This window comes from Alphaproteobacteria bacterium (assembly GCA_035625915.1).
Classification (GTDB): Bacteria; Pseudomonadota; Alphaproteobacteria; order JACZXZ01; family JACZXZ01; genus DATDHA01.
This window is the reverse complement of the sequence record DASPOR010000233.1, coordinates 19,351-40,131: the sequence shown is the minus strand read 5'-3', so window position 1 is coordinate 40,131 and position 20,781 is coordinate 19,351. Positions and strand designations below refer to the sequence as shown.

The following is a 20,781-nucleotide window of genomic DNA, read 5'->3' as shown; positions in this document are numbered from 1 at the left end:
CAAGGGATATGAGTTTCAGCGCACCTCGACGTCTTCCCAAAAGCCAAAACGGTTGGCGACTTGGTTCATCGAGGGCCGTGGCGCCTCGTAGGACCAGGCGGCGCGCTTGTGGGGCACCCCATCGATCACGACATCATAGAATTGGACCCCGTGAGGGCAGGCGCGATCCGATTCCGTCTTGGGCGCCTTCACGAGCCATTCCTTCCTTACCGCATTACTCGGGAAATATTGATAGCCGCCACATTCCACAATGTCGTCACTTTCCGCGACCACGCGATCCTTCAGGATTGCCTTCATGCTGGGACGCTCCTCGAAAGAATAGGGCGTAATTCTATCTCCTGAGAGCTCCAGAGTACACCCGATCCCAATCAGCCGGAAAACTGGGTCGATCCATCGGCGATTCGTCCGATTGAAATTTCGGACTCAAAATAGTGCAAGCTGATCGCCAGTTCGCGGCGGCGGCATGAATTGTGAGCAATCGAGGCGCCGGCGCTTTTTCCCGATGCCGAGCCTGTTGCAGGCGAGGCGAAATCGCTTCGCGATCATTTCGGCATAGGGTCCTTTTCCCGAAAAGCGAGTGCCGAACTCTGCGTCGTAGAGCTTGCCGCCGCGCATCTCGCGCATGAGCGCCAGCACATGCTTGGCGCGCTTGGGGAAATGCGCCTCGAGCCACTCGATGAAGAGGTCCTTGATCTCGAGCGGAAGGCGCAGCAGCACGTAACCCGCATCGACCGCGCCATGCGCAACCGAGGCTTCGAGCAAACGCTCGATTTCCCAGTCATTGAGGGCGGGAATGATGGGTGCCGTCAACACGGACGCCGGAATGCCTGCGGCACTCAGCGCGCGAACCGTCTCAAGTCGCCGCTCCGGGCGCGGCGCCCGTGGTTCCATCACTCGGGCTGTATCGGGGTCAAGGGTCGTGATGGAGAGGGCAGCGCGCGCGAGGCCCTTGGCTGCCATCGGCGCCAAAATGTCGAGGTCGCGCAGGATGAGCGTCGACTTCGTCGTGATCATGACGGGGTGATTGTAGTCGCGCAGGACTTCGAGAATGCCGCGCGTGATCTTGAACTCGCGCTCAATCGGCTGGTACGGATCGGTGTTGGTGCCGAGGGCTAGCGGCTCGACCTGATAGCCAGGCTTGCGCAACTCGTCTGCGAGAAGTTTTGGAGCGTCTGGCTTCGCAAGAAGCCGACTCTCGAAGTCGAGGCCGGGTGACAGACCAAGATACGCGTGTGTCGGCCGGGCGAAGCAATAAATGCAGCCATGCTCGCAGCCCCGATAGGGATTGATCGAACGGTCGAATGGGATGTCAGGCGATTGGTTGCGCACAATCGCAGAACGCGAGGTATCGAGTGTGACCGTCGTGCGTAGGGGAGGCGGTTCGTCGTCGCTGTCGCCCGGTGTCGCTCGGCCCCAACCGTCGTCGGTGCGCTCATAATGCGTAGGCTCGAAGCGGCCGGTCGCGTTCGACACTGCTCCTCGCCCTTTGCGAGGCATATCAGGCAGCCTTTCGTCCATCGCGGGACTTTAGTGTAGTTGCCAGAACATTTCAAGAACATCGATCGGGAACCCGGCAATGCCCTTTGGCGTGCTTACGCGGCGTCATGGAAGATGATGCCCAGGGTGTGGCGATGGCCGCTGTGCACGCGGCTCACGCCGTGGCGCAAGGCAACGCGGTAGAATCCGCGCTTGCCCGCGACAGGCCGCCGATTGACCGCAAAGATGACGGCGTCTCCCCGAGCGAGGGCTACCACCTCGCCTTTCGATTGGGCACGCGGACGCTGCTCAACGAGGAGAAATTCCCCGCCGGTGAAATCGTCCCTCGGCGATGAAAGCAGTATCGTCGCCTGGAGCGGGAAGGCCAGAGCACCGTAGAGGTCCTGGTGGAGGCAATTGTAGCCGCCCGCTTCGTATTTGAGGATGAGGGGCGTGGGGCGTGCCTGTCCCGCCTCGTGGCAGATTGCAAGATAGTCGACAAGTGTCGCGGGATAGCGCTCCTCGGCGCCGAGCCACTCGCACCAACGGTTGGCCGTTACGACGAGGTGGGAATATAGGGTTTCGCGGAGCGACTGAATGACCGAAGGCAGGGGATAGCGAAAGTATTTATACTCGCCGAGGCCGAAGGCATGGCGCGCCATCACGATCCTGCTTCGGAAAAGCTCTTCGCGGTCATAGAGTGCCGCAAGATCGCGGCAAGCATCGGCACCAAGAAGAGCGGGGACGATTGTATAGCCGTCCCGATCGAGGCCCGCAGCGAGGGCTGCGGGATCGATGTTCGGAAATTCCGCAGCGGCCTTTTTGCTCACGCGCCGAACTCGACGGCTCGCCCGCCGCTCCATTCGCTGCGCTGACGCGCGACCGTCGCAGGATCGAAGAAGTCCTTGAGGCACGCCTCCATATGGCTGCGCGTGCGCGCATCGAGCCGCTGCCGCGACCACCCGCCGCTCCCGCGCGATTCGACCGTCCATTTGGCGCACCAAGTCATTGTCCGCAGCCAAACGAGGCGCCGAAGCGGGGCGAGCCACGGCCGAAGCTGCGCAGCACGTCTCGCCTCTACCTTCGCCAAATAATCCCGATAGAAGCTCGCCGTCTCCCCTTCGGTCAGGACGGCGTCGATATCGGGATCGAAGCGCGTCGAGGTGTACAGTGTTGCATGCGCCAAGTCGATTGCGGGTAGCCCATAGAGCGCCTTTTCGAGATCGACAAAAAAGGCCTTCCCGGAGAGGTGGATCACGAAGTTGCCCGGATGGCTGTCGGTCAGAATGAGGGATGTCGGCTCGGTCGGCTGTGCATATCGGTCGACGAATTTTCGGGCCCAATCGAGCTCGTCGCGGAGAGCTCTCAATGTGTCCACATTGAGTCCGGCGGACTCGAGAAAAGCCGCTTGCAATGTGATGGTTTTAAGTGTCGCCGCAAGCGAATTGATCGGTGAGAGGAGTGGGCGGCGATCCTCGATTCGCGGGAGCGTGAGGCCGTGCATGGCGCCGATCGCTGCTCCGATTGCAGCCAAATCTCCTGGAAGGCGAGGCTTACGGCCCTCGATCTCCTCGACGAGAAGTGCCCCCATCGGCAAATCGGTACTCGGCGGCAGCACCGAATGGAGTGCTGGCGTATGGCCGCTTGCGTAGGCGCGGCGGAAGCACGCACTTTGATAGGCGAGATTGACGACGGCGGCGAGGCCCCACTGTGAAACACGGGGGACGCGCAGGATGAGGCCTTGCCCCTTGATGCGGATGTGATCGTGCGCCATTCCGGTGAAGCCGGCCGGCTCGAGCGCATTGGCGTCAAGTGCCGCAAAATCCGGCAGTGCGCGCAAGGCTTCGAGGCAAGCCACGAGGTTGGGCAGCATCGATATCGGATTGTCCTCAGCAATCGCCATGGTTTTCAGTTGGGCCATGCACCCGTCTGTGGTAGGCGAGTGTATCGCCGCAACTCGCCCAATGGAAACGCGTGACACCTTCGCTCAGCATCGTGATCCCGACTCTCGACGCAGCCGCGACGCTCGATGCCACATTTAACGCACTTGCCGAGCTGCGGGAAGCCGCCATCACGTTTGAGTACGTTGTCGTCGACGGCGGATCGTCGGACGATTCCGTTTCCCGCGCGCGCGGCCACAACGCCAGAGTGCTCGCCATCGAAGCGGGACGCGGCAGTCAACTCAGGGCGGGTGGTGAAGCGGCACGGGGCGATTGGCTCCTTTTCCTCCATGCTGATACGCGTCTCGTGCCAGGATGGAGCCGCGAGGTTACGCATTTCATCGAGCGGCCGGAGAATGCTGAGCACGCCGCGGTATTTCGCTTTGCGCTCGACGACAATAGTGCTTCGGCACGCCGCCTTGAGCGCATCGTCGCATTGCGATGCCGCCTCCTTGCAATGCCTTACGGCGATCAGGGTCTTTTGATCGCCCAGCACTTTTACCGCGAACTTGGGGGTTTCGCGCCCCTGCCGCTCATGGAGGACGTCGATATGGTGCGACGCATTGGGCGCAGGCGCCTCATCATGCTTAATTCGCGCGCCGTTACATCGGCAGAACGCTATCGGCGCGACGGGTGGCTCCTGCGTTCGATGCGTAATTTGTCCTGCCTCGCGCTCTATTTCCTCGGTATTCCGCCGGGCCTCATACGCCGGCTCTACGCATGAGAGTGAGGCGGCATCTCGTCATCATGGCAAAAATCCCACGCCTCGGCAGGGTCAAGCGCCGCCTGGCTGCCGATATCGGCGGAATTGCCGCACTTGGTTTCTACCGTAACTCGCTTGCTCTCGTCATGCGCCGCCTTGGGCGCGACAGGCGCTGGAAATGCTGGCTCTATGTTTCGCCGGAGGGGCGGGTGAAGACGCTTCGTATCTCGCCGCGCGGAATCACGCGGCGCACGCAGGGTCGGGGCGACCTAGGCGCGCGCATGCGTCGTCCATTGAACGAATTGCCGCCCGGTCCTGTCGTGATTGTCGGGAGCGACATCCCGGAAATCGAGCGTTGGCAAATCGACGCCGCCTTCCGCACATTGGGCAGTCACGATCTCGTATTCGGACCGGCGAAGGACGGGGGTTACTGGCTGGTCGGCGCAAGGCGCCGGCCTCGATTGCCGCCACTCTTCCATAATGTTCGCTGGTCGAGTGCATATGCGCTGGCGGATACACTCGCCGGTGTGGCGCCGCGCCTACGCGTGGCAATGCTCGCAGAGCTCGATGACGTGGATGACGGCGAGAGCTATTTGCGTTGGCGCGAGCGTTCTCAGCTTGCGCGCTTCAGATGTTCCTGAAGCCGCGGCATCAATTCGACCAAATTGCAGGGGCGATAACGCGAATCGAGCTGCCAGCGCAAAATCTCGTCCCAGCCGTCGCGACATGCGCTCGGGCTTCCGGGCAAGGCGAAAAGGTAGGTCCCACCTGCAACCCCCCCCACAGCACGGGATTGCATGGTCGAGGTCTTGACTTTCTCGTAGGAAAGCATCCGAAATAGCTCGCCAAAGCCGCGGATTTCCTTTTCGTACACCGCGAGATGTGCTTCGGGTGTCACGTCGCGACCGGTGACCCCCGTACCGCCAGTCGATATCACGACATCGACTGTGGGATCGGCAATCCATTCCTTGAGCTTGGCGACGATCGCGGCGATATCGTCCTTGACGATCGCTCGCGCCGCGAGCTTGTGGCCCGCGCCGACGAGACGCTCGGCGAGTGTGTCGCCCGATTTGTCGGCAGCAGCCTCGCGTGTGTCGGAAATGGTCAGGACCGCGATGTTGACCGGAACGAAGGGGCGATTTTCATCAATTCCCGCCATTTTTCGTCACCGCCGGAATGAAATTGCCGTCGGTTGACTTATAGGTCGGCCATTTGCCCTCGGCAATAGCGTCGAGCTCGGGTACCGTCTGACCAAGCTGATCGCGGTAGATCCAATAATTCGCCATGACGTGCTCGACGAATTCGCGAGTCTCGCGATTTGGGATGCTCTCGAGAAAGGCGAGCGGATCGTCGGCCGGTTGGATCTCTCGCTGCCAGCGCGCGAGATTCCCCGGGCCGCCATTGTATGCGGCCACGATCCAAAAAAGATTGTCGCCGATGAAGTCCGTGCCCATGAGATGAGCGAGATAATTCTGTCCGAGCGCTATATTGAGAGTGGGGTCGGAAAGCTGACGGCTAGCACCGCGATAGCTCGTTCCGCTAGAGATGAAGCGCGCCGTGCTCGGCATAAGCTGCATCAATCCGCGTGCACCCCGTTGGCTCTTTGCTTGAGCCGAAAAATTCGACTCTTGTCGAATGAGCGCAAAAACGAATGCTCGATCGACGCGATAACCGCCCGCCGGCTGCCAGGACGGAACCGGATAGAGTGCCGCGTCGTAGTGTCGCCCGTTCTTGTCCGTTACCTGCTTAGCAAGCTGCACGGCGAGGGAGGGCATGTCGGTTCGCTGGCTCACGGCGAGCAGTGCATGCGCCATCTCGGGCTGTGCTGAGTTTATGCGTCGAAGCTCCCGCTCGGCGCGGGCGTCTTCGCCGATTTGGATAAGCGCAAGCGCGCGCTGGCCGGCACCGGTTGCGTTGATTTGGGCCGAGTCTACGCGGGTGAAGGCCGGTAGGTCCCAGTTGTAGTCAAACGACTTGCCGGAAAGCTTGCGCGAAAGAATGCCGTAAAAGGTATAGGGAAAATTTGCGCCGATCTCGAGCCAATGCGGGACCTTGTCGGGTTCGCCCGCGCGAAGGTTGCTCCGCGCGGCCCAATAGGCACCTGCGGCACGGGTCCAGGAATCGATGGAGTCGATCATCGCCAGCCGCTCGAAATGCTGGGCCGCCACGTCGTATTTCTTTGACTGCCAAGCGGCCAGTCCACTGTCCCACTCCTCGGCCGCAGGGCCCCGCTTGCTTCGCACGGCCGGCAAACCCTCAAGCCCGTCGCGACCCTGGTTGAGCGCTTCGTAGCCGTCGGCGATCTCGGCGTCGAGCCGGCCGTATTCGACCGGATCGAAAAGACGTTGCACCTCGGGGCTCGCGAGCAATTCGCGAGCCGCACCATAGGAGCCTTCGTCGATGTCGTGTCGGATTGCGCTTCGCATGCGGGCAAGCCGCCGCCGAGCCGACGGGCTGAGAGATCGAACGCTATCGCTGACCGCGGTCTCGTCGGCGGCAGCATTAAAAGTGGTGCCTTCCGGATTACGGGGGCGTGTCGCCCCTCGTGGCATGCGTTTCGCGGCAAGCTTGTATATGCCGGGCGCATCGGCGTGATCGGCGTAGTTTGCCAGCCAATTCCTCAACTCGATGAACTTAGCGCGATAAGCATTCGACGATAGATAGCGTTCGGCCAACACCTCTCCGACGAGGACTCTGTTGGTGAGCCTCGCGATTTCGCGGTCCGCCTCGGACCAACGGCTTTGCTCCTGCAGCTTAAAGATATGGCGATAACGAGCCGCGTCCTCGTCTTTGAGCGGCAGCGGCAAAGGAATCTCGTCGTATGGACGCAACCCGCCCGCGGAGAGAGATGCGGTTTCCACGCCATCGCCCTCTGCAGCGGCCGCGACCGGCATCGTGCCGGATATACATGCCAAGCTAAGGAGCAGTAGGAAACCGCCCCCCGTCGGCACGCGCGGTGCCCGTATATTCACATTTTGTTTTAGTATTTGTCGCAACGTCACGAGACCTAAATAGCGGATCGTGACCGCTGTGGCAACCCTTGGAGACTTGCTGGCATATTCGCGAAACGCGAATTGTCAAGATATTCCGCTATCGCAAACGTTTACGGTACCGTTTGAAGACGCGCCTTCACCGCAAGAAGATCCCGCCAGGCACTGCGTTTTTGTCCGGGCGAGCGCAGGAGATAAGCAGGGTGATAAATTGCCGTCGAGGGAATCGGTCGAGACATTCCGGTGCTCTGATATTGGAACCACTGTCCGCGCAGGCGCATGATGCCCTCGTTTCGTCCGAGCAGCGTCTTGGCAGATGAGCCGCCGACGAACACCAATAGTGACGGGTCGACGATCTCGATGTGGCGCTCGACAAATGGCAAGCAAGCGGCGATCTCGGCGGCGGTCGGCTGCCGATTGCCGGGTGGTCGCCAATAAAGGATGTTCGTGATGTAGAAGCTCGTCCGGTCAAGGCCGATCCACGCCATCATACGATCGAGCAATTGACCGGAAACGCCGACGAAGGGTTTGCCCTGGCGGTCCTCATCAGCACCGGGCGCCTCGCCGATAAGCATGACTTTCGATTGCGGATTGCCGTCGCCGAAAACGAGGTTGGTCGCTGTCTCCTTGAGCGGGCAGCCATCGAAGGCGCGAAGCGCTTCCTTGAGATCCTCGAGCGTATTCGCCGCATTCGCAAGCTCGCGCGCGGCGCGCGTATTGTCGATAGCCGGTTTGAGGGTCGGTGTCGGCCGCGAAATCGTGCGAGTGAAGGTCGCAGTCGTCAGCGCAGGTTTTGACTCGGATGCCCCTTCGTTCGGCACTGGACCAATCGGGTTCCCGACCGCCTCCGCCAGTCCAACGGCATTTCGATAGCGGGAGATGGGTATCTCACCGATCGCTTCATCCGCCCCGGCATCGATCTGCCAAGCGAGCGCCGCGACCATCGAAGCTCTATCCCTTCTTCCCTTCATGGCATAATTCTATCAGTCCGATGATCGGTGTGTCAGCTTAAGCGGTCCGCATGCGTGCAACCGGCAAGGCGTTTCAGGCGGACGTCGCCGCGGGGAGGGGAAAATATGTCGCGCGAAGCCATGGAATTCGATGTCGTCATCGTGGGTGCAGGGCCATCCGGTCTCTCGGCCGCGATCAAATTGAAGCAGCTTTCGTCCGCTGCGGGGCGCGAAATCTCCGTGTGTGTCATCGAAAAGGGCTCTGAGGTCGGCGCCCATATTTTGTCGGGTGCGGTCATCGAGCCGCGTACCCTCAACGAGCTTTTACCCGATTGGCGGGAAAGGGGAGCACCACTCAATACGCCTGCAAGCGACGATCGCTTCCTCTATCTGACGAAAAAATCCGCGTTTCGGCTGCCGACCCCACCCCAGATGCACAATGCGGGCAACTATATCGTCAGCCTCGGCAATGTGTGCCGATGGCTTGCGAAACAGGCCGAGGCACTCGGCGTTGAGATCTATGCAGGCTTCGCCGGCTCGGAAGTTCTTTACGACGAAGCGGGCCGGGTGGTCGGCGTCGCGACCGGTGATATGGGGATCGCCAAGGATGGCAAGCATTTGGAGAGTTACACGCCCGGCGTGGAATTGCGCGCAAAGCAGACTCTCTTCGCCGAAGGCTGCCGCGGCTCACTCACAAAAATGCTGTTCGATCGGTTCAAGTTGCGCGACGGCGTGGACCCTCAGACCTTTGCCATCGGCATCAAGGAGTTATGGGAGATAACTCCGTCGAATCACAGCCCAGGCCTGGTCATCCACACAGTCGGCTGGCCACTCGACCGGCGCACCTATGGCGGCTCATTTCTCTATCATATCGAAAATCATCAGGTGGCCGTCGGTTTTGTGATCGGGCTCGACTACGAGAATCCGTATCTGTCACCCTTTGACGAATTCCAGCGCTTCAAGACTCATCCCGCAATCGTTTCTTATTTCGAAGGGGGACGACGCATCGCCTATGGCGCTCGCGCGCTCAACGAGGGCGGCTTTCAGTCGATCCCGCGCTTGACATTCCCCGGCGGGACATTGATCGGCTGCACCGCGGGCTTTCTAAACGTCCCCAAGATCAAGGGCACTCATGGCGCTATGAAATCGGCGATATGCGCTGCGGAAGCGGTGTTCGACACGCTCGGCGAGGGCGACGGCCGCGGCGAGCCGCGATCCTATACCGAGAAACTGAAATCGAGCTGGCTTTGGGAGGAACTTCGCCGTGTGCGCAACATCCGCCCGGGCTTCCGCTGGGGGCTTCATGCCGGTCTCATTCACGCCGGGTTCGATACATATGTTTTGCGCGGCCGCGCACCTTGGACATTGCGGCAGCATGCGGATAACAAGTGCCTCAAGCCGGCGCGCGAGTGCCCCAAGATCGAGTATCCAAAGCCCGATGGGAAGATCACCTTCGACAAATTAAGCTCGGTTTTCATCTCGAACACGAACCACGAGGAAAATCAACCAGCCCACATAAAACTCAGGGATCCAAAAGTGCCGATCTCGGTCAATCTTGCCGTCTACGACGCGCCCGAACAGCGCTTTTGCCCAGCCGGTGTATTCGAGATTCTGCGCGACGACAGCGGTGCGCCACGGCTGCAAATAAATGCGCAAAATTGCGTCCATTGCAAAACTTGCGACATAAAGGACCCGACCCAAAATATCGACTGGGTCGCCCCGGAAGGCGGCGGCGGGCCAAATTATCCGAATATGTGAATTATATCATTGACTTGGCGAAAATTCAATTCGCTCCGGCTTGACAAACCCCCGTGGCGGAACGCTGGACTTTGCGGAGAAATAGGCAAAGAATCGCGGCCTCTGTACCAACATTAATCAAATCTTGGTACATGAAGCGTCGGATATGGGCGCACCGGCGCGTATCGGTGGCAAAGATGCTGGCGTTTCACTCAATTGCGGCCGTGGGATGTACGCGCGTATTATCGCCGGGCACGGAGGTTTGCATTGGTCGATTTGGGTATTGAGAGGATTGCGACCCTGCGCGCAGCGACCGGGTTGGTTCTTGCACTTCTGCTTGTCGGCTGCGGTGAATCCGGCGATCAGGACGCCGCCGATTCCGCGGTGGTCGCGGCTGCCCATGGCGCCGCGAGCGTTAACACGTCCGAAGATCCGGACGCAGGAATATTTCAGTCGGCGGCCGGGTACTACCTCGCCGCAAAGCAAGCTGAAAATGACGGTGATCGCGCCACTGCCGCCAAATACATGAGCGAGGCGCTCAAGCGCGACCCGGACAACGTCGATTTCTTGCGCGAGACGTTCCAGCTTGTACTTGGTGAAGGGCAGTTCGAGGAGGCCGATCGGTTGGCTCATCGCCTGGTCGTGGCGCTTCCCGACAACCAGCTCGCGAACGTCATGCTTGCGCTCGAGGATGCGAAAGCCGGTCAATTCGCCGCGGCCGAAATGCGAATGTCGCAAATGCCACGGGTTGGCCTCGGCTCGGTCACAGCGCCGTTGCTTCTCGCTTGGGCGCTCGAAGGCGAAGGCAACACTGACGCGGCGCTTAAGGCACTCGATCAGCTGTCTAGCGTTCGCGGGTTCGGAGTGCTGAGCGACTTTCATGCGGGATTCATCAACGACGTTGCGGGTCGCACTGCCGCTGCCGAGGCAGCTTACAAGAAGGCGATCGAAAGCGAGAGTAATCCCTCGTTCCGGGTGGTCGACGCGTTCGCCAACTTTTATGCCCGTCAAGGTCGCTTCGAAGAAGCCGAGGCTCTCTTTCGACGTTATTCGGCCGGTGCGCCGGACACTGTGCGGATCGAACTCACGTTGAAGGCGCTGCAGAGCGGCGAGAAGCCGAAGCCCGAGGTAGCCGATGCGAAGCGCGGCATGGGCGAAGCCATGTTCGATCTCGGAAGCGCGTTGCGCCAGGACGCGAGTGCGCGGCTCGCACTTCAATACATACGACTGTCCGTGTTCATGGCGCCCGACTTCACGGTCGCGAAACTGACCCTCGCAGACACGTTGGCCGCCGACGATCGTAATGACGAAGCGCTAGCGCTCTATCGCGAGATCCAACCGGAAGATCCGCTTTATTTCTCGGCGCAGCTACGAATTGCCGACGTATTGCGCCAGATGGATAAGCTCGACGATGCGGTCGCCGAGTTGGAGGCGATCGGCAAGAAATGGCCCGATCGAGCCGAACCCTACGCGACCGAGGGCGATTTCCTGCGCAGCGCCGAGCGCTTCTCCGATGCGGTTACTGCATACGACATGGCGATTGCGCGCCTTGGCACTCCGAATGCAAGCGACTGGTCGCTTTATTACGCGCGCGGCATAGCTCTCGAGCGTTCAGGCCAATGGCCGCGCGCGGAAGCGGACTTCCTGAAATCGCTGGAACTCTCGCCGGACCAGCCGAGCGTCCTCAACTACCTCGGCTATTCCTGGGTCGATCGGGGCGAGAACCTTGACAGAGCCAAGGGGATGATCGAGCACGCAGTACAGCTTCGTCCGGACGACGGCTATATCGTCGACAGTTTGGGATGGGTCCTTTATCGCGAGGGCGATTATCAGCGCGCCGTCACCCACCTCGAGCGCGCGGTCGAGCTGAGGCCGGAGGATCCGGTGATCAACGACCATCTGGGCGACGCCTATTGGCGCGTCGGGCGCTACAACGAGGCGCAATTCCAATGGCGCCGCGCACTAAGCCTTAAGCCCGAGCCGGATCTCGTAGGGCAGATCGGGGCGAAGCTCGACCACGGTTTGAACGATGCGGGCAAGCCGGGCGAGCACAACAGTTGAAATTCGGCGCGTTTAGCGTCGCTGCCGCGGCCAAAGTCAATCTGTACCTTCACGTGGTCGGCAAACGTGCGGACGGTTATCATCTGCTCGATAGCCTCGTCGCGTTCGTGTCCGTATACGATACGCTGAGCGTGTCTTCGGCCACGGAGCTCTCCCTCGCTATCGATGGTCCTTTCAGTTCGGCACTCGGGAGTGGTCCGGAAAACCTCGTACTACGCGCAGCACGGCGACTGGCCGCATACGCGCCGCAAACGCCGTGCGCCGCAATTACGCTTACGAAGCGTCTTCCCGTTGCATCGGGCATCGGTGGCGGCTCGGCTGACGCGGCGGCTGCCCTGCGCGCTTTGGCCAAGCTCTGGAATCTGTCGCTTAGCGTCGACCAATCGATGGCGATTGCGCTGGCACTCGGTGCTGACGTGCCCATGTGTCTCGCCGGTCGGTCGGCGTTCGTTGGCGGGATTGGCGAATTGCTGGAATCGAGCCCGACATTACCGGCTGCCGGGATACTTCTCGTGAACCCCGGAATCGCCGTTGCGACGCCCGATGTCTTTCGGGCGCGCCGGGGCGACTTTTCAACACCGGGTCGATTTTCCGAAGTTCCATACGATGCGCGGGCGCTCGCTGGGATTCTTGCGTCCCGGCAAAACGACCTTACCGAACCAGCAATGAGCATCTGTCCCGCGATCGGGGACGTCCTCGACGCGTTGCGCGGCGCGCCGGGTTGCCGCCTCGCCCGCATGTCGGGAAGTGGCGCCACCTGCTTTGGCCTTTTCGACGACGAGGGCGCAGCTTCGCGCGCAGCGCAATCGCTCGCGCGGCCTCCCTGGTGGGTGGCTCCCGGCCGTCTTTTGCACGATACTTCTTGTCTTGCTTGCGAGTGATGCAGCGCCGCTTCATTGTGACGTCGATGGCTCCGACTCTTCCCTCGCACGCCCTATCATGACAAACAGGCGGCAAGCGATAGTACTGCGATTGGCGTCATTGAAGCGGACATCGGCGCTCGACAGCGGCGTGAACGCGACGGGCGCCGATCTCGCTATGACTTACCCGCGAGCTGCTTAATAAAGTGGAGGAGCTGAGGCGTCGCCTGGCCATCGACGGGCAGACCCGCTTCTTTTTGGAATTCGCGAATCGCGGCTGCTGTCTGCAGATCGACGCGGCCGCTTGCGGGGCCTGGGTTGTAGCCGAGCTCGCCAAGGGAACGCTGAATATCGGCAATTACCGCGGATGGCTGGTCGACCGTCGCTGACGGTGTGGAAGCAAGTGGGGCCGGTGCCGCGCGCGATGGAACCGGCTGTGCGGACGCGGCCGGCGGTGACGTCGATTTTCGCGATGGCAGCGCACCCGAACCTCCGCCCGGTGCTGCAGGTGGCAAGTCCTGATGTTGCAACGGGGGTGTGGCGAAACGGTCCGCTGGAGCCGCAGGTGTGAGCGGAATGCTTGCGACTGCGGCATCGTAGCGCTTGTTCGCTTCGGCGATCTGCGCGGGTGAAAGCGTAGCCGCGACCTCGCCAAGGCGTTTTTCCGCGTCGCTCTCGCCACCGCGGGAAGCCAGCTTGTACCACGCATAGGCCTCGATCGGATCGGCATTCGCGCCAAGCCCAAGTTCGTTGATGACGCCGAGGCTGTAAGACGCCTGTGCAAGGCCCTGCTCCGCCGCCTTGGTCAGCCACTTGCGAGCCTCGGTATAATTTTTTGGCACGCCCTTTCCGTCGGAGTACGCTGTTCCGACATTGTATTGAGCGGCAACGTGCCCTTGTTCCGCGGCGCTGAGGTACCAGAGCAACGCCTCGAGGGGATTCTTTTCGACCCCGAGGCCCCGATCGTAGAGAACGCCGAGATTGTACTGCGCCGAAGCGACACCTTGAAGTGCGGCCTCTCGGAACCAATAAAACGCTTTGCTGTAGTCTTGGGGCACGCGGTCGCCTCGCGCGTAGAGTGCCCCGAGATCATGCTGGGCGCGCGCATCCCCTTTTTTGGCGAGCGCTTCGATATCCTTGACCTTCATCGATGGCGGGAGTGCCACGGTATCCGTTTGCGGCGTCGCCATTGTCGTCGGAGGTGCTGGTGCGGTACTTGCCTGCGGCGGCACGGCGGCGATCTGGGGTGGCGTGCTGTCGGCCATGCCCGCAGTCGCGGCTCTGGATTGTGCGCTGGTTGAGCTTGACGGCGATCCACTGTCAGGTGCCGGCGGTGCCGCTTGCGGCACCGGCGGAACTTCGCCCGAAGCGTCAGAGGCGTGTTCGTCGGCTGCCCCATTAGCTGAAGCCGGCGACGGAGCGGATGGGGTGCTCGCTACGGCCGGATTTGCCGCAGTTTGCGCCGCCGTAGCACCGTTTGGCTCTGCTTCAGTAGGGGAATGCGCAACGGGCACCGTCATCTCGACCGGTTGCCCCGCCTTCGTCCCAGTGTTCGACCTTATTGCGATGATCGCTCGCCATTTGGCGGTCTCAAGCGTCCGCTCGACCCTCAACACAGTCCCATCGACGAATTTATCGACACCGGTCGCGGCGTCGATATTCGGCCAATAGTAGACGGCAGCCGCCGATCCCGCGGCGATCAGTATAAGTGCCGCGATCGCACGTAGCCGGCCGGCGCGTGCGGACCCACGGTCGTCATCGCTTTTTTCCTTGGAGGCTGCCGTCTCTTGCCACGGATCGCCCGAGTCCTCTTCGAGAAGTTTCGCTTCGGCCTCAGTGATCGGCTCGTCGAGTTCAAGAGGGTCGTCTTCGCGCAACGATTGGCCCCGAGCTCCTTGCGTCGTTGGGGCCGCATTTTCACTTTCGCTGGGTTCGCGAGGCGAGAGAGATGGAGCGGCGACTGATTTCATCGGCGTCATATTGACGTTCGCGGTTTCTGCCGACGGCGGGTCAGCACTCGCGAGCGCCGTTTGCGCTTTGATATTGACCCCGCTCAACCGGGTGACCGTCGCGGCCAAAGCCGGCCCTTGGACACGGGGGCCGGACGCCGGAAGACGCGCCCGCAGCGTTTCTGGCGACGGGGCTTGAGGCATCGCGGCGTGGGACGGGGAGGAGGTGTCATGAAAAGGTGGGCGGGAAGGCTGCTCGCTTGGTGCCGGAGCTGTGACGGCCGATGGACCAGCGTTGTGAGCGCCGAGCCTCTCGAGCACGCGTTTCAATTCCGCAAGGTCATGCGGTGGTGCCGATTGCAAGCCAGACGGTAGCGCAAGATCGGTGTCACGTTCTTGGATCGCGTGTCGCTGAGTTGGATCGATCTCCGGTGCGGCCATTGGCGTCGCTTGCGAATGGCGCGCTGGGAAAGGGCTTGCGCCACTCTCGCTGCCGGATACCGCATTGAGTGCGGCGAGAAGTACCTTCTCGCTAAGCGGCTCCGTCGTGGCGCCGGCAACAAGTCCTTCGGCCACAAGGGGCGCTGAAGTACCTGCCGGCGACACGTTGCCAATCGAAGGTGTCGACGTCGACCGCTCGACCGGCGCGAAATGGGCGTCGAGTCGAGTGTCGGATGGCATGTCGGCATGCGGTTGCGGTGACGGTGAAGCTTTCGCGGGCGCTTGCGGTTTCTGCGGCGTCTGGGCAATTGCCGACATCTTGCGCACGATGGCGCGGGTGATCCACTCCTCAATGCCGATGCCGGCGGCCCGAGCGGCCTTTTCCGCCAAAGCATAAGCCTCGGGATCGAGGTCCGCGATAGAAAAGCGTCGATCAGCAGCCATGGCCAACTCTAATCTCACGAGCGCTTAGAGGTATCAAGGGTAGAGCGCGCCGTGAGCTTTCCTATCGTAATAAATCCGCCTTCTTTATACATCAGATCGGCAAATATTTTCTTGATATGGCAGTTCGCCGTGCGGCCGCAATTCGCCTACTACATTCTAAGGCGTGCAATGACCTCGTGGAGCTTCTCGAGGCCCTTGAATCGGATCGTGAGCGCCCCGCGATCGCCACCACGCAGTGCAATTGTGACCGCGACGCCAAACAGCCGCGAAAGCTCATCTTCGATTTGTTCCAGGTCGGGGTCCTTTTCCGGGCTCTGGCGCGGACTGGTACTAGTGCCGGCCGGAAGGCCCTGCGCCAGGCGCTCTGTCTCGCGCACAGTGAGGCGATGCTCGACCGCGCGCTTGGCAAGAGCCTCGGGATCTTGGGCCGCGAGCACCGCCCGCGCATGTCCCGCACTCAACCGACCTTCATTGATCATCGTCTTGACGGAAGGCGGTAGACGCAGAAGGCGTAGCGTGTTCGAGATGTGACTGCGGCTCTTGCCGACGACGCGCGCAAGTGCGTCCTGCGTCTCTCCCAACTCTTCCACCAGCCGGCGATAACCCTCTGCCTCCTCGAGGGCAGAAAGGTCGTTGCGCTGGAGATTTTCGACCAGTGCGATCTCCATTGCATCGCGATCCGGTGCGTCGAGCAAGAGCACAGGCACATCCGCAAGCCCGGCTTCCATCGCCGCCCGCCAGCGCCGCTCGCCCGCGATGATCTCGTACTCGTTATCTGTCGTGCCGCGCTTGCGCACGATGATTGGATTGAGCACGCCGCGGCTTCGGATCGAACTCGCGAGGGAGGCGATTGCCTCAGGATCGAATGATATCCGCATCTGGAACTGGCTTGGCGCCAGTGCCTTTGTCGAAACCTGCAGCAAGGTGGGCGTCAAGGCAGACGCTCCGTCCGCGGTCGCGGATCCGCCCGCACTTGCATCCTTGATGAGCATGCTGAGCCAAGTGCTCACTGGCACGCCCGCTGCTGCCGCTTGCCTCGCAGCCGCTTCCATCACATCGGACGCCTCATCCGTGGCTTTTCCGCCCGGTTCCGCCGGGCGGCCCGACTTACGCACATCGACGACGCCAGCTTCCTCCATGCTCGCTTCTTTGAGAAGTTGAGCGAGCCAGGTGTGGACAGGTATGCCTGCCGCTGCTGCTGCCTCGGCGACCGTTTGCCCTACCTCTGCCGGCAGATCGTCTACCGCAGGTCCGTTGCTGGCAGTTGGTGTGGCTTTTTCTCTCGCCGACCCATCTTGAGCAGGCGCAATCTGGGCGGCACTCTCTTCCCGCACCAGCTGGTTTAGCCAATCCGCCGGCGTTAGCCCGATCGCGTCGGCGGCGCGGCGCGCTGCATCCGCCGCGACCCCGGTAGGGGGCGGCGGTTGGTCCGGCTGTCGGCGCGCTGACGCGGAGGCCGGGGCATCTTCACTATGGGCAGTGGATTTAAGGGTTTCTTCGTCCGTAGCCATTCAGCCGTTCCGAGTGAGCGGGTCCAGCCAAAACTATACAAGATTATCTCAATGAAACAATAATTTGCACGACAGTTCGGACTCCACGATCGAGACAACGGGCGCGTTTGCGATGGCACAGGCGCCTCGGGCCTTTTGCTGCATCCGCGGATCGGATAGCTTGCGGCCGAATTGGAGAGGCTGCGGACACCGATGGCAAGTCGAAAAACGAACCAGCGCAAGGTCGCTATGATCACCGGTGCAACCGGCCAGGACGGCGCCTACCTCGCCGAATTTCTCCTCGCTAAGGGATACGTCGTCCACGGCGTGAAACGGCGGTCTTCCTCGTTCAATACCGAGCGCGTCGACCACCTCTACCAGGATCCCCACGAAAAAGGCGTGCGTTTTTTCCTTCACTATGGGGACATGACGGACCCGACGAACCTCATCCGGCTCGTTCAAGAAACGCAACCGACGGAAATCTATAATCTTGCGGCGCAAAGCCATGTGCAAGTGAGCTTCGAAACACCGGAATACACGGCGAACGCCGACGGACTCGGCACGCTGCGCTTGCTTGAGGCGATCCGCATTCTCGGACTGGAAAAGACGGCGCGGTTCTACCAAGCCTCGACATCCGAACTCTACGGCAACGCGCCGGTGCCCCAAAGCGAGACCACGCCGTTCGAGCCGCGCAGTCCCTACGCCGTGGCCAAGCTCTATGCCTACTGGATCACCGTAAATTACCGCGAGGGTTATGGTCTCCATGCCTCTAACGGTATCCTTTTCAATCACGAAAGCCCGATTCGAGGTGAAACCTTCGTCACGCGAAAAATTACGCGTGCCGTGGCCGCGATAGAGTGCGGCCTCCAGGACCGTCTTTATCTAGGAAATCTCAATGCCGCACGCGACTGGGGCCATGCGCGCGACTATGTCGAAGGGATGTGGCTGATCGTTCAACAAGAGCAGCCGGACGACTTCGTGCTGGCCACAGGGGAGAGCCACACGGTGCGCGAATTCGTCGAGCGTGCCTTTGCCGAGGTCGGCCGGCAGATCGACTGGCAGGGCAAAGCTGCCAAGGAACGAGGGCTCGATGCCAAGACGGGGCAAACGCTTGTCGAAATCGATCCCCGTTATTATCGGCCAACCGACGTCGATTGCTTGCAAGGCGACGCCACCAAGGCGCGCAAGATATTGGGCTGGCGGCACAAAACAAGCTTCGCTCGGATGGTGCGCGAGATGGTCGAAGCGGACCTCGCGGCGATCGGTCGCGAGGCGGCGCGGCGCGACCGCACGGGGTGAGCGGCATTTCCCCGTCAAGCCGGGGCCCTGGCAGCCAGTCCCCGGTCGCTCGAGGAGGGTTGCGGCTTTTGGCGCACGGCGTTAAACCCTAACGCCCACGTGGATTGGGGCGTGGCCAAGTGGTAAGGCAACGGATTTTGATTCCGTGATCCCAGGTTCGAATCCTGGCGCCCCAGCCAATATTTTCAATAAATTAGCGGGCAACTAGATAGAGCATCTCATCAATTGTCGACCCCATGTCGGCCCGGTATTGCATATCCACCCTTTGCGCGACCGAATCTCGCCAAGTCGGCGCCGGCAACCATCGTGCTGCAGCTAGCCCAACGGAGCACTCCTATTGAAGCGTTCCGCGTGCCCGGGCCTCGCGCCGAAATCAATGTTCGACTAACTTAACAACTGGACCAAAGATCGGGGGCCGGTCAGTACTCAGAGAGGGCTCATCGCCTGATTGCCATTTGATGCAGCGGACGCTTTCTTGACTTCTCAGCAACGTCACCGACGAGTCCAATCGGTGCGAGCATACCTGCGCAAACAAAATCGGCAATGTGCTCCCCGAACTCGTCCACGTTATGGGGATTGCAGGCACCACCGCTTAGCTCCGCGATCCGATGCGTTCCGGAGATGACATACAGGGTGGAGCCTACGAGGAGAATCAGACGCCAATATAAGGTCTTGAGTGGTAGATGAGGCAAAGCTTCGTGAAACGCTTCCGCATAGGCTTTGGTCGACTCGTTGTAGACTTTTCGACGCAGCCGCAGCCCAAACTCCTCCGGTTCCATATGTAACCTGGCATGGATCCGAAGAAAGTTCCGGCTCTCTGCCGTTCTGGGCAAACGCAAGATCGGTGCGAGATAGGTCTTCACGAGATCGCGCACCTCGATGGAGCGACCTTTTCGCTCCTTTAACTCCGATAGCTCAGCCATGCGCTCCTCCACAATTGGAAGGCCGCGCCGTAGGAAAATCTCCTCGAACAACTTCTCCTTGGTTCCGAAGTAATAGGTGGCGAGAGCTGTCGTCACGTTTGCCCGGTTTGCAATTTCTCGCATTGAGGTGCCGACGTAGCCAAATTCGGCAAATGCCGCCTCGGCTGCATCAAGGATTTGGTCTCGCCCTTGACTAATCCCACCAGGTCGTCCCGGGCCCTGCCGCCGTGCCGGTCTGGCGTTGGTCTTCTTCGTGCTCAATGGGACTCCAAGCGTGATGTCGGTTCTGCGGAAGTAACGGTGGCTGTCTTAGGGATACTTTCAAAACATCAATGCAGGGCACCGCAGGGCGCCCTCGCAGTCCCAGCCTTCGACCTCATATGGCTCGCTGATCGGCTGGAATCACGTCCCCATTGACGGTCATCGGCTCCCCATCGAGCGAGACAGAGCAATTGCGCATGGGGATGTCGAGATGACACGGCGTGTTCCGATTGCCCCCCGCTTCCGTGTTCGGGCCGGTTGAAAAGAGGAAGTTTCCGTAAAATGCCCGGCCGTCCTGGCCGAGCGTGGCCTCCTTGTCGTAAAGGCCAAGGGTGGTCCATTGCGCCTTGGGCTGCAGCCCCCACCCGAGGTGCGAAACAGCGTATACCTCGGGATCCCCGAAATAGCTCATATACGATTTCAGGTAATCGGCCTCGAAGCCACCCTTGATCTCGCGGATATAACCATCGTGGACGGTCAGTTCGACCGGCGCGCGCAGATACTCCTTGAAGGGAAAGATAATGTCACCTCTATCCATGACGATGGTTCCATTCGCGGTGCCTTCATCCGGCCAGGTCACAAGGAAGCCGCTTGGCCAATGGTCCCAATGTCCTGGCTCGTCTGCAAAGCCGTATTCAGAGATGATCGGGTAAGTGCCAACATTACACAGCAGTTTGGTGCCGGCAGTGGATTCCACAGTCATTGTCTTGGCCTGTCTGAGCCGGGCTTCGGCTGCCTTGACTCGGCGCTTGTCGCTTATAGTCGGCACCATCCGGGTCAAGATCTCCGGAGGTTCGACGGCCAAGAGGACTCGCGTTCCGGAGGCGAGAATGCGTGCCTGCTCGGGCGAGAACAACAAAAGCATCAGGTCGATGACAAGATCGCTGTTCTGCAGCGCAGCCATCGCTGCCTTGTTCTCCTTGAGAGCGGTCACGCCAACATAAGCGGTCTGGTCACGGCTCAGCGAACGATCGCCGTTCAATGGAGGCAACGAAAGGGCGGCGACGTTCGCACCTAACTCCGAAGCCGCTATCTCCGCCGCTCGGTAGTTGTCCATGTTGGTGTTCGTGCTGGTCAGCAGCGTCACCGATTCGCCGGTTTTTACTCTCGATAGCCGCAGCACCTCCTTCCAGGCCTTCAACAGCTGCGCAGCGGATGTGTTCATCACAGAGCCCCCTTTGAATGGATTGACTGAATTAATTACACGATCGTATAATTTATTGTCAACCCAGGGACGAACCTCATCCTGCCGTGAGC

The 20,781-nt window shown here is 60.7% G+C and carries 17 protein-coding genes and 1 tRNA gene; 7 read left to right on the top strand and 11 right to left on the bottom strand.

Annotation, left to right across the window (positions count from 1 at the left end):
* Positions 1-15: 15 nt before the first annotated feature.
* The 4 genes from VEJ16_18970 to VEJ16_18955 form a co-directional block, all read right to left on the bottom strand.
* On the bottom strand, positions 16-297 hold the full coding sequence (locus VEJ16_18970; GenBank protein ID HYB11746.1) for a DUF427 domain-containing protein: 282 nt from the start codon (positions 295-297) through the stop codon (positions 16-18).
* Positions 298-423: 126 nt separating this feature from the next.
* Positions 424-1,518, bottom strand: coding sequence for a PA0069 family radical SAM protein (locus VEJ16_18965; protein HYB11745.1), 1,095 nt, complete (start codon positions 1,516-1,518; stop codon positions 424-426).
* A 74-nt stretch (positions 1,519-1,592) separates the two neighbouring features.
* A complete protein-coding gene (locus VEJ16_18960) occupies positions 1,593-2,306 on the bottom strand; it encodes a 2OG-Fe(II) oxygenase (protein HYB11744.1) in 714 nt (237 codons plus the stop codon).
* Entirely contained in the window at positions 2,303-3,397 is a 1,095-nt protein-coding gene (locus VEJ16_18955) for a phosphotransferase (GenBank protein HYB11743.1), read from the bottom strand. The genes VEJ16_18960 and VEJ16_18955 overlap by 4 nt, the downstream gene beginning before the upstream one ends.
* Before the next feature lie 53 nt (positions 3,398-3,450).
* Between VEJ16_18955 and VEJ16_18950 the strand changes: the two genes are divergently transcribed.
* Together VEJ16_18950 and VEJ16_18945 are read left to right on the top strand one after the other, a co-directional pair.
* On the top strand, positions 3,451-4,140 hold the full coding sequence (locus tag VEJ16_18950) for a TIGR04283 family arsenosugar biosynthesis glycosyltransferase (protein HYB11742.1): 690 nt from the start codon (positions 3,451-3,453) through the stop codon (positions 4,138-4,140).
* Positions 4,141-4,163: 23 nt separating this feature from the next.
* Positions 4,164-4,760: a TIGR04282 family arsenosugar biosynthesis glycosyltransferase gene (locus VEJ16_18945; GenBank protein ID HYB11741.1), complete on the top strand. Its 597-nt coding sequence runs from the start codon at positions 4,164-4,166 to the stop codon at positions 4,758-4,760.
* Here VEJ16_18945 and moaB read toward each other — a convergent pair.
* The 3 genes from moaB to VEJ16_18930 all read right to left on the bottom strand — a co-directional run bounded on the left by moaB (position 4,733) and on the right by VEJ16_18930 (position 8,053).
* The gene (moaB, locus tag VEJ16_18940; protein ID HYB11740.1) at positions 4,733-5,278 is read right to left on the bottom strand and encodes a molybdenum cofactor biosynthesis protein B; all 546 of its coding nucleotides are present in this window, start codon (positions 5,276-5,278) and stop codon (positions 4,733-4,735) included. The genes VEJ16_18945 and moaB overlap by 28 nt on opposite strands.
* A complete protein-coding gene (locus VEJ16_18935; GenBank protein ID HYB11739.1) occupies positions 5,265-6,980 on the bottom strand; it encodes a transglycosylase SLT domain-containing protein in 1,716 nt (571 codons plus the stop codon). The genes moaB and VEJ16_18935 overlap by 14 nt, the downstream gene beginning before the upstream one ends.
* Before the next feature lie 242 nt (positions 6,981-7,222).
* On the bottom strand, positions 7,223-8,053 hold the full coding sequence (locus VEJ16_18930; GenBank protein ID HYB11738.1) for a uracil-DNA glycosylase: 831 nt from the start codon (positions 8,051-8,053) through the stop codon (positions 7,223-7,225).
* 132 nt (positions 8,054-8,185) lie between these two features.
* On the opposite strand from VEJ16_18930, the gene VEJ16_18925 reads away from it, so the two are divergent.
* The 3 genes from VEJ16_18925 to VEJ16_18915 all read left to right on the top strand — a co-directional run bounded on the left by VEJ16_18925 (position 8,186) and on the right by VEJ16_18915 (position 12,738).
* Positions 8,186-9,817, top strand: coding sequence for an electron transfer flavoprotein-ubiquinone oxidoreductase (locus VEJ16_18925; GenBank protein HYB11737.1), 1,632 nt, complete (start codon positions 8,186-8,188; stop codon positions 9,815-9,817).
* Positions 9,818-10,063: 246 nt separating this feature from the next.
* Positions 10,064-11,857, top strand: coding sequence for a tetratricopeptide repeat protein (locus VEJ16_18920; protein ID HYB11736.1), 1,794 nt, complete (start codon positions 10,064-10,066; stop codon positions 11,855-11,857).
* Positions 11,854-12,738 (top strand): 4-(cytidine 5'-diphospho)-2-C-methyl-D-erythritol kinase, encoded by an 885-nt coding sequence (locus tag VEJ16_18915; GenBank protein HYB11735.1) that lies wholly within the window; start codon positions 11,854-11,856, stop codon positions 12,736-12,738. The genes VEJ16_18920 and VEJ16_18915 overlap by 4 nt, the downstream gene beginning before the upstream one ends.
* Before the next feature lie 155 nt (positions 12,739-12,893).
* Here the strand turns inward: VEJ16_18915 and VEJ16_18910 are convergent, their stop codons facing one another.
* Entirely contained in the window at positions 12,894-15,551 is a 2,658-nt protein-coding gene (locus VEJ16_18910) for a peptidoglycan-binding protein (GenBank protein ID HYB11734.1), read from the bottom strand.
* 149 nt (positions 15,552-15,700) lie between these two features.
* A complete protein-coding gene (locus VEJ16_18905) occupies positions 15,701-17,062 on the bottom strand; it encodes a ParB/RepB/Spo0J family partition protein (protein ID HYB11733.1) in 1,362 nt (453 codons plus the stop codon).
* A 192-nt stretch (positions 17,063-17,254) separates the two neighbouring features.
* On the opposite strand from VEJ16_18905, the gene gmd reads away from it, so the two are divergent.
* Together gmd and VEJ16_18895 are read left to right on the top strand one after the other, a co-directional pair.
* Entirely contained in the window at positions 17,255-18,340 is a 1,086-nt protein-coding gene (gene gmd, locus VEJ16_18900) for a GDP-mannose 4,6-dehydratase (protein HYB11732.1), read from the top strand.
* Positions 18,341-18,445: 105 nt separating this feature from the next.
* Positions 18,446-18,519, top strand: a tRNA-Gln gene (locus VEJ16_18895).
* A 258-nt stretch (positions 18,520-18,777) separates the two neighbouring features.
* Here VEJ16_18895 and VEJ16_18890 read toward each other — a convergent pair.
* Entirely contained in the window at positions 18,778-19,524 is a 747-nt protein-coding gene (locus tag VEJ16_18890; protein HYB11731.1) for a TetR family transcriptional regulator, read from the bottom strand.
* 115 nt (positions 19,525-19,639) lie between these two features.
* Complete coding sequence (locus VEJ16_18885; GenBank protein ID HYB11730.1) at positions 19,640-20,689, bottom strand: 2,5-dihydroxypyridine 5,6-dioxygenase; 1,050 nt, start codon at positions 20,687-20,689, stop codon at positions 19,640-19,642.
* Positions 20,690-20,781: the final 92 nt, after the last annotated feature.

Coding starts and splice junctions, on each gene's coding strand:
- moaB (HYB11740.1), bottom strand. CDS start 5,278: ATGGCGGGAATTGATGAAAATCGCCCCTTCGTTCCGGTCAACATCGCG.
- VEJ16_18910 (HYB11734.1), bottom strand. CDS start 15,551: ATGGCTGCTGATCGACGCTTTTCTATCGCGGACCTCGATCCCGAGGCT.
- VEJ16_18930 (HYB11738.1), bottom strand. CDS start 8,053: ATGGTCGCGGCGCTCGCTTGGCAGATCGATGCCGGGGCGGATGAAGCG.
- gmd (HYB11732.1), top strand. CDS start 17,255: ATGGCAAGTCGAAAAACGAACCAGCGCAAGGTCGCTATGATCACCGGT.
- VEJ16_18885 (HYB11730.1), bottom strand. CDS start 20,689: ATGAACACATCCGCTGCGCAGCTGTTGAAGGCCTGGAAGGAGGTGCTG.
- VEJ16_18970 (HYB11746.1), bottom strand. CDS start 297: ATGAAGGCAATCCTGAAGGATCGCGTGGTCGCGGAAAGTGACGACATT.
- VEJ16_18965 (HYB11745.1), bottom strand. CDS start 1,518: ATGGACGAAAGGCTGCCTGATATGCCTCGCAAAGGGCGAGGAGCAGTG.
- VEJ16_18945 (HYB11741.1), top strand. CDS start 4,164: ATGGCAAAAATCCCACGCCTCGGCAGGGTCAAGCGCCGCCTGGCTGCC.
- VEJ16_18925 (HYB11737.1), top strand. CDS start 8,186: ATGTCGCGCGAAGCCATGGAATTCGATGTCGTCATCGTGGGTGCAGGG.
- VEJ16_18955 (HYB11743.1), bottom strand. CDS start 3,397: ATGGCCCAACTGAAAACCATGGCGATTGCTGAGGACAATCCGATATCG.
- VEJ16_18905 (HYB11733.1), bottom strand. CDS start 17,062: ATGGCTACGGACGAAGAAACCCTTAAATCCACTGCCCATAGTGAAGAT.